Origin of the sequence: Actinoplanes sp. CA-252034 (assembly GCF_050956125.1) — a bacterium.
Taxonomy (GTDB): domain Bacteria; phylum Actinomycetota; class Actinomycetes; order Mycobacteriales; family Micromonosporaceae; genus Actinoplanes.
On the sequence record NZ_CP191846.1, the window covers coordinates 8713625 to 8727457 of the forward strand.

Below are 13833 nucleotides of genomic sequence, written 5' to 3' on the forward strand. Positions count from 1 at the left end.
CCTAGAGCCAGAGCTTCTGGAGCATGTGCCAGTCCTGCGGATGGTCGGCGATGCCGGCAGCGTACGCGTCGGCGAGCAGCTGGGTCGTCCTCTTGACCCGCTCGTCGAGGGGTCCGTCGGTGGGCGGGACGACCTCGCGCATCCGGGCCATGGTGCGCTGCTCGTCGAACCACAGGTCGACCGCGTAGAGCGGCGAGCCGGTACGGATGGCGAGGATCGCGGGCCCGGCGGGCATCCGTGTGCGCCCGCCGAAGAACCGCACCTCGACGCCGTTCTTGGACAGGTCACGGTCGCCGAGGAGCGCGACCACCCAGCCTTTCTCGAGGTGTTCGGCGAGCACGTCGAGTGGGGGCCGCTGTCCACCGGTGAGCGGGAGCACCTTCATCCCGAGCTTCTCCCTGTACTCCAGGAAGCGCTCGAACAACGTCTCGGGTTTGAGCCGCTCGGCCACCGTGATCAGCGGCCAGTCGTGTGAGACCACCCAGGCGCCGGCGACGTCCCAGTTCGCCACGTGCGGCAGGGCGAGGATCACGCCACGGCCGTCGGCGGCGCCCTTCTTCAGTTTCTGGTAGCTCTCCGGGACCATGAAGAACCCGTCGAGGAAGTCGGCCCGGCTCTGCGACGGCAGGCGGAACGCCTCCATCCAGTACCGGGCGTACGATCGCAGGCCGTCACGGACCAGTGTGTCCGGCATGTCCTCGCCGACGATCTGGCGCAGGTTGCGGCGCAGGCGCTGGGTGGCCGGCCCGTTCCCCTTGTAGGCACGGTCGGCGGCGGCGCGGAACAGCTTCTTCGCGATCGGCAGCGGTAGCGCGCGCACGATCCCCCACCCGGCCGAGTAGCCGAGGTCGATCAGTCGGTCCTTCACTCGGAGGGCACCTTCGGCTCGGTCCGGGCGGCGTGGATCAGCCGTTGGAAGGCGGTGATCACGGCGAGGGCGGCGAGCACCCACAGCGCCGCCGGCAGGCCCCAGTCCTGGCCGGCCGCGCCGAGCAGGCCGCCGACTCCGACGATGAGCAGCCGTTCCAGGCGCTCGGCGATGCCGACGTCGGCGTTCAGGCCGAGGCTTTCGGCGCGCGCCTTCACATATGACACCACCTGTCCGAAGACCAGGCTGATCAGCGCCGCGACCACCCCGCCGTACGGGTTGCCCTCGGTCGCCAGGTAGTAGACGACGGCACCGAAGACCGCTCCGTCGGCGATGCGGTCCATGGAGGAGTCGAGGAGCGCCCCGAACTTGCCGGAACCGCCCCTCATCCGGGCCATTGTGCCGTCGAGCACGTCGGTGAGCGCGAACGCGGTTACGATCACGGTGCCCCAGAAGAGGTGGCCCTGCGAACCGAAGTACGAGCCGATCAGCACACCGACGGTGCCGGCGACGGTGACCGCGTTGGGCGACACGCCGATCCGGAGCAGGAAACGGGCTAGCGGGTTGACGCCGTACGAGACGACGGCACGGGCCGTTGTTTGAACGATCTTTGCCATGGCTGTCTCACCATAACGGCGCGCGACCAGCGGCGGTACGGCCCGGCCCCGGGTTGGCCGTATCGTCACCATCCGGCACCTTTGGAGGGCTGAGGGTCCTTGCGACCTCTACCGCGCCGGGTGTGGGATTCAGACAACAGCGGCGTAACACAGAGGAAACGACGGGAGCGCTCGGCATGGCGCAGAAATCTTCGGAGAAAGGGCTTGCCGGCGCCGGTGCGCCGGTGGTGACCGAGCCCGGCAGAGTTCGCAACGTGGTGCTGGTGGGCCACTCCGGCTCCGGGAAGACGACCCTGGTCGAGGCGCTGCTCGCGGCGACCGGGACGATCCCGCGGGCCGGTGGTGTGGCGGACGGCACCACGGTGACCGACCACGACCCCGCGGCGATCCGGCAGCAGCGCTCGGTGGCGCTGGCCTGTGCGCCGCTGCTGCACGGCGACGTGAAGATCAACCTTCTGGACACTCCCGGGTACGCCGACTTCGTCGGGGAGCTGCGGGCCGGTCTGCGTGCGGCGGACGCGGCCCTCTTCGTGGTCTCCGCGGTCGACGGTGTGGACGATTCCACCGTCGCGCTGTGGGAGGAGTGCGCCGCGGTCGGCATGCCGCGCGCCGTCGCGATCACCAGGCTCGACCACCCCCGAGCCGACTACGAGGAGGCCCTGCAGGACTGTCAGGAGGCGTTCGGCGACAACGTGCTTCCGGTCTTCCAGCCGATGCTCGGTGACGACGGTCAGTCGGTGGCCGGGCTGCTCGGCCTGGTCACGCTGCGGGTGCTGGACTACTCGGCGGGCTATCCGCCGGTCGCCCGGGAGGCCGAGCGGGAGCATCTCAACCCGATCGCCGACGACCGCAACACGCTGATCGAGGGCATCATCGCCGAGAGCGAGGACGAGACCCTCATGGACCGCTACGTCGGCGGTGAGCTGATCAGCACCGACGCGCTCATCCCGGACCTGGAGAAGGCGGTCGCGCGCGGCAACTTCTACCCCGTCATCCCGGTCTGCGCGCACACCGCCGTCGGTCTGGACGCCCTGCTCGATCTGCTGGTCAGCGGTTTCCCGTCACCGCTGGAGCACGATCTGCCGGTGGTGACCGGGGTGGACGGCTCGCCGCGGTCCCCGCTCACCTGCGACCCGGACGGACCGCTGGTGGCCGAGGTGGTGCGTACCACGATCGACCGGCACGTCGGCCGGGTGTCGCTGGTCCGGGTCTTCTCCGGCACCCTGCGGCCGGACCAGACGCTGCACGTCTCGGGGCACGGCATGGCCCAGCGCGGCCACCCGGACCACGACGCCGACGAGCGGGTCGCGCACGTCTACTCCCCGCTCGGCGCGCAGTTGCGGGAGGTGCCGCAGGCGATCGCCGGTGACATCTGCGCGATCACCAAGTCGGGCAGCGCCGAGACCGGTGACACACTGTCCGGTAAGGACGATCCGCTGCTGATGTCGCCGTGGTCGATGCCGGAGCCGCTGCTGCCGATCGCCGTGGTCGCCAAGACCCGCTCCGATGAGGACGCGCTCGCCAAGAACCTGGCCCGGCTCGTCGCCGGTGACCCGACGCTGCGGCTGGAGCGCAATCCGGAGACCCATCAGCAGGTGCTCTGGACGATGGGCGAGTCGCACGCCGACGTGGTCCTCGACCGGCTCCGTTCCGGTGGGGTGGAGCTGGACACCGAGCCGGTGAAGGTGGCGCTGCGGGAGACGTTCGGCTCGACGGCCAAGGGGCACGGGCGGCACGTCAAGCAGTCCGGCGGTCACGGCCAGTACGCGGTCTGCGACATCGAGATCGAGCCGCTGCCGCGCGGCGAGGGCTTCGTCTTCGTGGACAAGGTGGTCGGTGGCGCGGTGCCGCACAACTACATCCCGTCGGTGGAGAAGGGTGTCCGCGCCCAGCTGGAGAAGGGCATCGCGGCCGGGTATCCGGTGGTGGACCTGAAGGTGACGCTCTACGACGGCAAGGCGCACAGCGTCGACTCGTCGGACGCGGCCTTCCAGACGGCCGGGGCGCTGGCTCTGCGCGCCGCCGCCGAGCAGGGCGCCATCACTCTGCTGGAGCCGGTCGACGAGATCGAGGTCCGGGTGCCGGAGGCCTTCGTCGGCGCGGTGATGAGCGATCTCTCCGGCCGGCGCGGCCGACCGATGGGCAGCGAGTCCGGGGGTACGGGCGAGGCGAGCACGGTCCGGGCCGAGGTCCCGGCGATCGAGCTGGTGCGGTACGTGGTGGAGCTGCGCGCCCTCACGTCGGGCACCGGCACGTTCACCCGCCGGTATGTCCGGCACGAGCCGATGCCCCCGCACCTGGCCGAGGCGGTCCGCAAGGAGCACGCCGCGGCACGGTGATCAGATGGCGATGGCGTTGGCCGCCTCGTGCATCGGTGCGAGGATCCTGTCGATCATCTGCTCCTTGCGCGGGTGGTATTTCAGGGTCCGCATGCCGTAGTTGCGCAACGCGATGCTGAGGCGGCCGCCCGGCACCATGTCCTTGGCCATCTTGCGGCCGAAGGCGAGGTTCTTCTCCGTGTACGGCCGCATCTCGCGCTCGTAGGCGGCGAACCCGCCGGGTGCGCCGAGGTGCTTGCCGAGCACGTACGCCCCGACCAGGGCCAGGCTGGTGCCCTGGCCGGAGGCGGGCGCCGGGCAGTGGGCGGCGTCGCCGAGCAGCGCGACCCGCCCGGACGACCAGCTGGGCAGCTCGACCTGGCTCATCGCGTCGAAGTAGAAGTCGGGGGCGGCGTCCATCGCCGACAGGAAGTCGCCGACCCGCCACCCTTGACCGTCGAACGCCTGCCGGACCAGGTCCTTCTGCGCGGCGACGTCGTGCCGGTCGTAGTCGAGCCGGGGTGCGGCGAAGGTGAGCCCGACCCGGGCGGGCTGGTCGCGGTCCATCGCGTAGGCGAAGACCAGACGGCCGGGCCGCGAATACATGACCTCCTCGCGCTCGATGCCGAGCAGGTTGGGCACGGTGTAGATGGCGATGTAGGCCCCGAGGTGGTTGAGCGGGGTCTCACCCATCACCTTGCGACGGGTCGACGAGTGCAGGCCGTCGGCGCCGACCACGTAGTCGAAGCGGCCATCCGCGCCGGACTCGAAGGTGACGTCGACCCCGTCCGGGCCGTCGTCGAGGGTGGCGATGGCGTCGCCGAACACATACTCCACCCGGTCGGCGGTGGCGTCGTGCAGGATGCGACTCAGGTCCCACCGCATGATCTCGAGGTCGTCGCCGCGGCGGCCCATCAGCAGGTCGGCCGGGAGGGCGGCGATCCGGCCGCCGTCGCTCTTGACGTAGGTGATCTGCCGCATGCCGGTGTCGGCGGCCTGGCAGGCGGCGAGCAGGCCCATCTTGCGCAGCACCTCGGTGGCCGAGCCGCGCACGTCCACCTTGTAGCCGGCCTCCCGCAGCCCGGCGGCCCGCTCCACGACGGTGACCTGGAAGCCCCGCCCGGCCAGCCAGTAGGCGAGGGCCGGTCCGCCGATGCCGGCGCCGGAGATCAGTACCCGGGAGTTCGTCATGCGCTTACTATACAAACGTCTTACACGTTTGTATAGAAGTTAGGATCGCGACCATGGGTCACCGCGAGGAGCTGCTGCGAGGCGCCAAGAAAGCGCTGATGGAGAAGGGGTATGCCCGGACGACGGCTCGCGACGTCGTGGCGCTGTCCGGCACCAACCTGGGCTCCATCGGCTACCACTACGGGTCCACCGAGGCCCTGATGACCGCCGCGATGCTCAGCGCGATCGAGGAGTGGGGTGACGCGCTCGGCCGAGCGCTCGGTACGCCCGATCCGGACGAGGACGACACCGCCGATCCGATGCTGCGGTTCTGGCGGCGGGTGATCCGGTCGATCCAGGCCGACCGGCAGCTCTGGCTGGCCAGCATCGAGGCGATGCTCCAGGCCGAGCACAATCCGGCGCTGCGCGAGCAGATGGCCGGTGGCATGCAGGCCGGCCGGTCCGGCATGGCGGCGCTGCTCACCGGCATCCCCGAGGATCGGATCGACGCGGAGACCGTGCGCTCGCTCGGCTCGGTGCAGATGGCGCTGATGTCCGGGGTGCTCACCCAGTGGCTCACCGACCCGGCGAGCGCCCCGTCGGCGGAGGAGGTGGTCGCCGGGATCCGCGCGCTAGGCGGGCCAGGCTTCGGCCAGCAGGTCGCGGGTGTCGGCGAGTAGTTGCGGCAGCACCTTCGTCAGGCCGATCACCGGCATGAAATTGGCGTCGCCACCCCACCGCGGCACGATGTGCTGGTGCAGGTGGGCGGCGATGCCGGCGCCCGCGATGGCGCCCTGGTTCATCCCCAGGTTGAAACCGTGCGGGCTGCTGACCGTGCGCATCACCCGCATCGCGGTCCGGGTGAAGGCCGCCACCTCGACGGTCTCCTCCTCGGTCAGGTCGGTGTAGTCGGCGACATGCCGGTACGGGCAGACCATCAGGTGACCGGGATTGTACGGATACAGGTTGAGCAGCGCGAACACCAGCTCACCCCGGGCCACCACCAGCGTCTGCGCCTCGGCCAGCGCGGGAGCCAGGCAGAACGGGCAGCCGGTGGGCTTCTCGTAACCGCCCTCGGGCCGGTCCTCCCCCTGCACGTAGGCCAGCCGATACGGCGTCCAGAGTCGCTCCAGCCCATCCGGATCGCCCGCCCGCTCGCTCACGATCGCATCCTATGCGCAGGCGGCCGGTTCCCCATGGCGGGAAACCGGCCGCGGCGAAGATCAGGCGGCGGACGGCCCGATGTTGGTACGGGAGCGGACCACCTCGACCACGTGCGCGACGGCCTCGTCGATCGAGACGCCGTTGCGCTGCGAGCCGTCCCGGTAGCGGAACGACACGGTGCCACCGCTCACGTCGTCGTCGCCGGCGATCGCCATGAACGGGATCTTCTGCTGCTGCGCGGTCCGGATCTTCTTCTGCATCCGGTCGGTGGAGTAGTCCACCTCGGCACGGATGCCGGCCTTCTTGAGCTTGTCGACGAACTCGGCCAGGTAGTCGGCGTGGTCGTCGCGGATCGGGATGCCGACCACCTGCACCGGCGCCAGCCAGGCCGGGAACGCGCCCGCGTAGTGCTCGACCAGCACACCGAAGAACCGCTCGATCGAGCCGAACTTCGCCGAGTGGATCATCACCGGCTCCTGGCGGGTGCCGTCGGCCGCCTGGTACTCCAGACCGAACCCGGCGGGCTGGTTGAAGTCGTACTGGATGGTCGACATCTGCCACGTACGCCCGATCGCGTCCTTGCACTGCACGCTGATCTTCGGGCCGTAGAAGGCCGCGCCGCCCGGGTCCAGGACCAGCTCGAGGCCGGACTCCTCGGCCACGTCCGACAGGACCTTGGTGGCCTTCTCCCACTGCTCGTCGGTGCCGATGAACTTGGAGCTGTCCGGGTCGCGGGTCGACAGCTCCAGGTAGTAGTCGTCCAGGCCGAAGTCGTCGAGCAGCGAGCGCACGAAGTTCAGCAGGTGCTTGATCTCGGCCGGGGCCTGCTCGGCGGTCACGTACGAGTGCGAGTCGTCCTGGGTCAGGCCGCGCACCCGGGTCAGGCCGTGCACCACACCGGACTTCTCGTAGCGGTAGACCGTGCCGAACTCGAACAGGCGCATCGGCAGCTCACGGTAGGACCGCCCGCGCGACCTGAAGATCAGGTTGTGCATCGGGCAGTTCATCGCCTTGAGGTAGTAGTTCGCCCCTTCCAGCTCCATCGGGGGGAACATCGTGTCCTTGTAGTACGGCAGGTGGCCCGAGGTGTGGAACAGGCCCTCCTTGGTGATGTGCGGCGAACCGACGTACTGGAAGCCCTCCTCGATGTGGCGGGCGCGGACGTAGTCCTCCATCTCGCGCTTGATCACGCCACCCTTCGGGTGGAAGACCACCAGACCCGACCCGATCTCATCGGGGAAGGAGAAGAGGTCCAGCTCGGTGCCCAACTTGCGGTGGTCACGGCGCTCGGCCTCGGCAAGACGGGTGAGGTACGCCTTGAGCTCGTCCCGCGACGGCCACGCCGTGCCGTAGACCCGCTGCAGCTGCGGGTTCTTCTCCGAGCCACGCCAGTACGCGGCGGCCGACCGCATCAGCTTGAACGCCGGGATGAGCCGGGTCGACGGCAGGTGCGGGCCGCGGCACAGGTCGCCCCACACCCGGTTGCCGTCCTTATCGAGGTTGTCGTAGTGGGTCAGCTCGCCGGCGCCGACCGCCGCGGCCTCCGGGTCCACGTCACCCTTGATGTCGACCAGCTCGAGCTTGAACGGCTCGTCCTTGAGCTCCGCCTTCGCCTCGTCGAGGGAGGCGTACTCACGCCGGCGGAAGGTCTGACCGGCCTTGACGATCTCCTGCATCCGCTTCTCGAGCTTCGCCAGGTCGTCGGGCTGGAACGGCTTCTCCACATCGAAGTCGTAGTAGAAACCGTCCCGGATCGGCGGGCCGATGCCGAGCTTCGCCTCCGGGAACACGTCCTGCACGGCCTGCGCCAGCACGTGCGCCGCCGAATGGCGCAGCACGTCGAGGCCGTCCGGAGTGTCGATGCCGACCGGGGTCACCTCGGTGTCGGCGGCCGGCGCCCAGGCCAGGTCGCGCAGCCGGCCGTCGGCCTCGCGGACCACGACGACCGCCTTCGGCCCGTGGGCGGGGAGCCCGGCGGCGGCCACCGCGTCGGCCGCCGTAGTCCCGGCCGGGACGACTAGGGGGTCGGCCGCGACGGGTGTACGGGGTGCAGACACGGTGATCTCCATTCAGACGGTGATGAGTCGCCCTGATGCTATCCGCCTGCGGATTGCTCCCCACTCGCGGCGGCAAGCCACGCCGGGAGCGGCTCCCGGTGGGCGATCCAGTCACCCGGGATGCCGTCGATCCCGGTGTACGCCGCCACCACTCCCCCGACGATCGCGGCCGTGGTGTCGACGTCGCCGCCCGCGACCACGCACGCCGCCACGGCCGCGGGGAAGTCGTCCAGGTAGCGGTCGGCGACCCAGAGCGCGAACGGCACGGTGTCCTGCGCGGTCGCCTGGCCGCCGTTGCCGAGCCGCTCGGCCGCCTCCTCGACACCGCCCCGGACGGTCGTGGTGAGCCCGTCACGGACCACACTCGGCGCGGTGTGCGCGGCCGCGGCACGCAGCAACCGGCCCGGGTCGGGACGGTGGCCGTTGAGGCGGGCGGCGGCGGCGTACGCGGCGGCCACCGACACCGCCACGCCACCCGCGATGCCCTCCGGGTGCGCGTGGGTGACCTCGGCTGCGCGTACCCCCTGAATCGCCGCATGGGCCAGGGAGTCCGCATGCCAGGCGCCCAGCGGCGCGGCCCGCATCGCCGCGCCGTTGCCACAGGAGCCCTGCCCGTTGAACGCCGCGGCGGCGGCGATCGGCCAGGGCAGGCCCTCCCGGATCTCCCGGAGCATGACGACCGCGCCCGGCCCGTAGCCGCGGTACGGCTCGAACCGCTGCGCCAGCAGCTCGGCGAAGGCGTCGCGGTCGAAGTCGCCGTCGGCCAGCGTGGCCACCAGGCAACAGGCCTGTTCGGTGTCGTCGGTCCACTCCCAGGGGGCGGCCGGCACCCGGGCGTCGAGGAGGTCGGAGGGCTTGTTGCCGGGCACGAAGTACTGCGCTCCGAGCGCGTCACCGACGCTGAGGCCGGCGAGGCTGTCCAGGGCGAGGGCGAGGCGGGTACCGGGGAAAAGTGTGAATGACATCGGTACTTCGGATCGTATTCCATCACTGAGCGTCATCAAAGACTCTCGTTCGATCACCCTTTAGGTTCTCGTTGCCGGGGACGCTAACGTCTTCGCATGGCCACGGTGTTGCTCGTCGAAGACGACCATGTCGTGCGCGGCGCCATGCTCCGTTCGCTAGCCGACCGGGGGCACGCCGTGCACGCCGTCGGCACCGCCCTGGAAGCGCTCCGGCGGGTCGCCGCCGAGACGCCCGACCTGGTCGTTCTCGATCTCGGGCTGCCCGACCTGGACGGGTCGGACGCATTGCGCATGCTCCGCGGCATCACCGACGTGCCGATCATCATCGCCACCGCGCGCGACGACGAGCAGACCGTCGTGCGCCTGCTGCGGGCCGGCGCCGACGACTACATGGTCAAGCCGTTCACCGGCGCCCATCTGGACGCCCGGATAGCCACGGTGCTACGCCGTGTCGGCCGGGCCAGCCGCGCCGCGCAGCCGGCCGTGCACGAGGTGGGCGAGTTGCGCGTCGACGTCGGCGAGCGCAGCGCCACCCTCGGCGATCAGCCGCTGGCGCTGACCCGCAAGGAGTTCGACCTGCTGGCCTACCTCGCCGCCCGCCCGGGCCGAGTGGTTTCCCGTCGTGAGCTGTTGGAGGAGGTATGGCGACAGCCATCGGTCGGCGAGGACCAGACCATCGACGTGCATTTGTACTGGCTTCGCCGGAAACTGGGCGAGTCCGCGGCGAAGCCCCGCTACCTGCGCACCGTGCGGGGGGTCGGATTCCGGTTGGTGGCGCCGGACTGAGGTTGCGGCTGGCGTACACCACCGCCGCCACGACCGCCGTCGCCGCGCTCGTCTTCCTGGTCCCGCTCGGCTGGGAGCTGCGCAACGACCACCGCGAGGCCGCCCTGGCCGAGGCCGCCCAGCGCACCTCGACGGTGGCCGGCGCGATCGCGGCCGGCGCCGGTGAGAAGGGTGTCGCCGCCGCGGTCGCCGCGGCCGGTGGCTCCCCGGTCGTGCACACTCCGGGCCTGGCCGCCTCCACCGGCGGGCGGGCCGACGCCGGGCTGATCGACCGGGCCGCGGTCGCGCCCGAGCCGACGACCGAGGACGTCGACGGCGGCATGGTCCGGCTCCAGCCGGTGACCGTGGGCTCCAAGACCCTGGTCGTCGAGGCCTTCGTGCCGGACGCGGAGCTCGACCACAACACCGCGCGTGACTGGTGGCTGCTGCTCGGCCTGGCCGTGGTGCTGGTCGGCGGCGCCGTCGTGGTGGTGGACCGGCTGGCCCGCGGCGCCGTGAACTCGGCACGCAACCTGGTCGACGCCGCGCTGGCGGTCGGTGACGGCGACCTGGAGATGCGGATCCAGCCGTCCGGCCCCGGGAACTGGCCGAGGCCGGTTACGCCTTCAACCGGATGGCCGACCGCCTGGTCACCTCCCGGACCGACGAGCGTGAGCTGGTCGCCGACCTGTCGCACCGGCTGCGGACCCCGCTGACCGCGCTGCGACTGGACGCCGAGGCCCTCGACCCGGACGACACCCAGATCATCGATCTCACCGCCGACGAGGTGGACCGGCGCCGCGGCATCCGGCGGATCCGGACCGCCATCGCCACCCTGGAGGACGAGGTCAACCACCTGATCACCACCACCCGGCAGGCCGTCGCGGACCGGGTCGCCGCCGAGCCGGAGGACGGGCTCTGCGACGCCAGCGAGGTGGTCCGCGAGCGGATGATGTTCTGGTCGGCGCTCGCCTCCGACCAGGACCGGCAGTACCGGGTGGTCGGCGCGCACCTGCGCATCCCGGTCCCGGTGGCCCGCGCCGAGCTGGCCGCCGCGCTGGACGCGGTGCTGGGCAACGTGTTCCGTTACACCCCGCAGGGCACCGCCTTCGAGGTGGCGCTCTCGCGCCGTGACGGCTGGGTGGCGCTGCGCATCGACGACGCCGGCCCGGGCATCCCGGACCCTGAGAGAGCGTTGCGCCGCGGCCAGAGCGAGCAGGGTTCCACCGGTCTGGGGCTGGACATCGCCCGCCGGGTGGCTCAGGCTACCGGCGGCTCGTGCAGTCTGGACCGGGCCGCGATGGGTGGGGCGAGCGTGGTGATGCTGCTGGCGGACGCGGACGCCACCCCGAAACAGCCGAGCCGGTTCGGGTTGGTCGGGCGGGGCCGGCCGACACGCGACCGCGATCCGGTACGACGACGCTGGCAACGAGGACGGGAATGAGCAAGGGCTTCCATCGCCACGAGGACCGTGTCCCCCGAAAGACACAGCGCTTGCTTATATCTGCTTTAAGAAGGTTCCCCTTCTCGGCGCAGGCTGGCAATGTTCCGTTCGATCCCATCCGGCCCCCCGGATCGCAACCCACAGCGCGTCCCCATCGCCGCGATCCGCGAGGCCAGCGCGCGGTGGGAGGCGGTCACCCCATGGACCCCTCCCACCGCCAACCCGCTCGACAAGGAGACGCCGTGTCCGCGCATCGCCGGCCGACGTTCCGCGGGTCGCCGTCTGGACGGCGCCGCGCGGCGGGGACCCCGAAGCCGCCGCAGGCACGCTCCGCTACCTTCCGGATGCTTCCGGTAGCCCTCGGCCTGGCGCTGCTCGGCGTCGGCGGGGTGGTCGGCCCCAGCGTGATCAACTACGGGCCGCCGAAGGACGACTACTCGCTGACCGCGCTGCCCACCGACGCTCCCGAGCAGGGACTCGTCTACAGCGGGCTGAAGCTGGCGTCGTCCGGTTCGGTCTGCGCCGGGGCGTACCTGGTGTTCGAGGAGACCTGCACGCACGGTCCCGACCCGGCGCCGGACGGCCTCTCCGTCCGCCGTGCCGTCGCCCCGGTGACCGCGGGCAGCGACGAGGTGACCGTGGTCCGCCGGGAGACCGGTGGCGTGCCCGGCGACGCCGAGATCGCCCGCGACGAGGGCGGCAGCGCGATCACCGCGGACGCGCCGGCCCTGATCCCGGACGCCGCGCCCGGTCAGGCCGACTTCATCCTCGGCCCGGACGACGTGGCCTGCGCCGGCGACGGCCGTACCGGCAAGCGGGTGCAGCTGCTCTACCTGCACGAGTCGGCGTCGGCCAGCCGGTACGGCAGGTTCCTCAACTCGTTCCGTACCTGGGCCGCCGGGGTCGACGCGATCTACGACGCCAGCGCCGGCGAGACCGGGGGCTCGCGCCACATCCGGTACGTGACGACGCCGGAGTGCCGCCCGGACGTGGCCGAGGTCCAGCTGCCGGACGGCTCGCTGCGCTCGTTCGCCTCGACCATCGACGCGCTGCGCAGCCTCGGCTACAACCGCACCGACCGCAAGTATCTGATGTTCGCCGACACGAACCTCTACTGCGGCATCTCCACCTACCTCAACGACACCCGTCCCGGCCGCGGCAACCGCAACAACGGCGGCCCGTCGTACTCCCGGGTCGACTCGGGCTGCTGGAGCGCCGCGATGGCCGCCCACCAGCTGACCCACGCCCTCGGCGCGGTGCTGACCGACTCGCCCAACGCGACCGGCGCGGGCAGCTGCCTCGACGAGTACGACCTGCTCTGCGGTCGGGACCGGACCGGCAAGCCGGTGAAGAACGTGTGCCCGAAGAAGAACGACAACCGCCTCGACTGCGGTCACGACGACTACTTCAGCACCAACCCGGAGCCGGACAGCTACCTGGCGACGCACTGGAACGTGGCGCTCAGCGAGTTCCTGCTGCGCAGCGACGGCGGCGACGACATCCCCGACGTGCCCGGCGCCGCAGTGCCGGCCCAGGAGGCGCCGGCCCCGCAGCCGTCGGTGGCCCCGTCGGCGAGCGGCCCCGCGGCCGGTACCCCGGCGCCCGGCGCGAGCGTCTCCGTCTCCCCGAGCCCGAGCGGCTCGGCGACCGTGCCGGCCATCCCGGACCCGGCCGCCTCGGCGCCAGGCCCGAAGATCGCGGTGACCCCGGTCGCCCAGCAGCGCCCGACCGCCGGTCCTCCCGGCGGCACCGGTGATGGCGGTGTCGGCGCGCCGCCCGGCGTCACCAACGACGGCGCGCAGGCGGTCCTGGAGATCCGGGAGGCGACCAGCGGATCGGTCCGGCTGATCTGGAGCGCCGCCGGCAAGGACACCGACTACGAGGTCATGGTCGACGGTGAGCCGGTGGCCACCACCCGCGCCACCCGGGCCCGCCTGATCGGCCTCAAGCCGGACGCGAAATACCTGGTGCAGGTCCGGAACCGCAAGCTCGACTACCTGGCCAAGGGCACCGCGCAGACGGCGCCGGCGGCCAGCCCCGTGCAGAACTCGTGGTTCGTGCTGACCAACTCGCTGACCGGCGGCGCGGCCGACCTGTACGCGGCCCGCTCCACCGACGGCACGCCGGTCACGCTCGGCAGCGACGAGGGCGGCACCCAGCAGCAGTGGCAGCTGGTGCCGGCCGGCAACAACACGTACTCGCTGGTGTCGAAGGCGAGCAACCGTTGCGTGATACCGCTCGGCGGCGACGTGATCGCCGGGGCGCCGCTGGTGCAGGGCGACTGCAGGTCCGGCACGGCGGCCCGGTGGGCGCTGCGGGCCTCCGCGTACGGCTTCACGATCCGCGCCGCCTCCGGTGACCTGGTGATCGGGGTGGGCGCCCAGCGCTTCGGCACGCAACGCGTGCTGGTACTGCAGAAGGACACCGAGCAGCGGCACCAGAGCTGGACTGCTGTCCCGGACTGA

At 71.3% G+C, this 13833-nt stretch carries 10 protein-coding genes and 1 pseudogene; 5 read left to right on the top strand and 6 right to left on the bottom strand.

Going from position 1 to position 13833, the window contains the following annotated elements; genetic code table 11:
• Position 1: 1 nt before the first annotated feature.
• Positions 2-868, bottom strand: coding sequence for a phosphatidylinositol mannoside acyltransferase (locus ACQPZW_RS39455; protein WP_433791129.1), 867 nt, complete (start codon positions 866-868; stop codon positions 2-4).
• Complete coding sequence (gene pgsA, locus ACQPZW_RS39460) at positions 865-1485, bottom strand: phosphatidylinositol phosphate synthase (RefSeq protein WP_433791130.1); 621 nt, start codon at positions 1483-1485, stop codon at positions 865-867. Before pgsA ends, ACQPZW_RS39455 begins: the two co-directional genes overlap by 4 nt.
• Positions 1486-1661: 176 nt before the next feature.
• Here pgsA and ACQPZW_RS39465 point away from each other — a divergent pair, with 176 nt between their 5' ends.
• Positions 1662-3824: an elongation factor G-like protein EF-G2 gene (locus tag ACQPZW_RS39465; RefSeq protein WP_433791131.1), complete on the top strand. Its 2163-nt coding sequence runs from the start codon at positions 1662-1664 to the stop codon at positions 3822-3824.
• Here ACQPZW_RS39465 and ACQPZW_RS39470 read toward each other — a convergent pair whose 3' ends face one another.
• Complete coding sequence (locus ACQPZW_RS39470) at positions 3825-4994, bottom strand: FAD-dependent monooxygenase (protein ID WP_433791132.1); 1170 nt, start codon at positions 4992-4994, stop codon at positions 3825-3827.
• Between the two features lie 53 nt (positions 4995-5047).
• Here ACQPZW_RS39470 and ACQPZW_RS39475 point away from each other — a divergent pair, with 53 nt between their 5' ends.
• Positions 5048-5653, top strand: a complete 606-nt coding sequence (locus tag ACQPZW_RS39475; RefSeq protein ID WP_433791133.1) for a TetR/AcrR family transcriptional regulator — start codon at positions 5048-5050, stop codon at positions 5651-5653.
• Here ACQPZW_RS39475 and ACQPZW_RS39480 read toward each other — a convergent pair.
• The 3 genes from ACQPZW_RS39480 to ACQPZW_RS39490 are packed head-to-tail and all read right to left on the bottom strand — an operon-like array spanning position 5606 to position 9159.
• A complete protein-coding gene (locus ACQPZW_RS39480) occupies positions 5606-6136 on the bottom strand; it encodes an HIT family protein (protein ID WP_433791134.1) in 531 nt (176 codons plus the stop codon). The two genes, ACQPZW_RS39475 and ACQPZW_RS39480, sit on opposite strands and share 48 nt — an antisense overlap.
• Positions 6137-6196: 60 nt before the next feature.
• Positions 6197-8194 carry a threonine--tRNA ligase gene (thrS, locus tag ACQPZW_RS39485; protein ID WP_433791135.1) on the bottom strand — a complete coding sequence of 666 codons (1998 nt, stop codon included), beginning with the start codon at positions 8192-8194 and terminating at the stop codon, positions 6197-6199.
• Between the two features lie 38 nt (positions 8195-8232).
• On the bottom strand, positions 8233-9159 hold the full coding sequence (locus tag ACQPZW_RS39490) for an ADP-ribosylglycohydrolase family protein (RefSeq protein WP_433791136.1): 927 nt from the start codon (positions 9157-9159) through the stop codon (positions 8233-8235).
• A 96-nt stretch (positions 9160-9255) separates the two neighbouring features.
• On the opposite strand from ACQPZW_RS39490, the gene ACQPZW_RS39495 reads away from it, so the two are divergent.
• The 3 genes and pseudogenes from ACQPZW_RS39495 (at position 9256) to ACQPZW_RS39505 (ending at position 13833) form a co-directional block, all read left to right on the top strand.
• A complete protein-coding gene (locus tag ACQPZW_RS39495) occupies positions 9256-9945 on the top strand; it encodes a response regulator transcription factor (protein ID WP_043525920.1) in 690 nt (229 codons plus the stop codon).
• Positions 9946-9947: 2 nt separating this feature from the next.
• Positions 9948-11368, top strand: a pseudogene (locus ACQPZW_RS39500) (HAMP domain-containing sensor histidine kinase).
• A gap of 344 nt (positions 11369-11712) precedes the next feature.
• Entirely contained in the window at positions 11713-13833 is a 2121-nt protein-coding gene (locus ACQPZW_RS39505) for an RICIN domain-containing protein (RefSeq protein ID WP_433791137.1), read from the top strand.

Bases quoted from the DNA above. Each gene is read 5' to 3' on its own strand.
- ACQPZW_RS39490 (WP_433791136.1), bottom strand. From the start codon at position 9,159: ATGTCATTCACACTTTTCCCCGGTACCCGCCTCGCCCTCGCCCTGGAC.
- ACQPZW_RS39475 (WP_433791133.1), top strand. From the start codon at position 5,048: ATGGGTCACCGCGAGGAGCTGCTGCGAGGCGCCAAGAAAGCGCTGATG.
- pgsA (WP_433791130.1), bottom strand. From the start codon at position 1,485: ATGGCAAAGATCGTTCAAACAACGGCCCGTGCCGTCGTCTCGTACGGC.
- ACQPZW_RS39470 (WP_433791132.1), bottom strand. From the start codon at position 4,994: ATGACGAACTCCCGGGTACTGATCTCCGGCGCCGGCATCGGCGGACCG.
- ACQPZW_RS39495 (WP_043525920.1), top strand. From the start codon at position 9,256: ATGGCCACGGTGTTGCTCGTCGAAGACGACCATGTCGTGCGCGGCGCC.
- ACQPZW_RS39505 (WP_433791137.1), top strand. From the start codon at position 11,713: ATGCTTCCGGTAGCCCTCGGCCTGGCGCTGCTCGGCGTCGGCGGGGTG.
- ACQPZW_RS39465 (WP_433791131.1), top strand. From the start codon at position 1,662: ATGGCGCAGAAATCTTCGGAGAAAGGGCTTGCCGGCGCCGGTGCGCCG.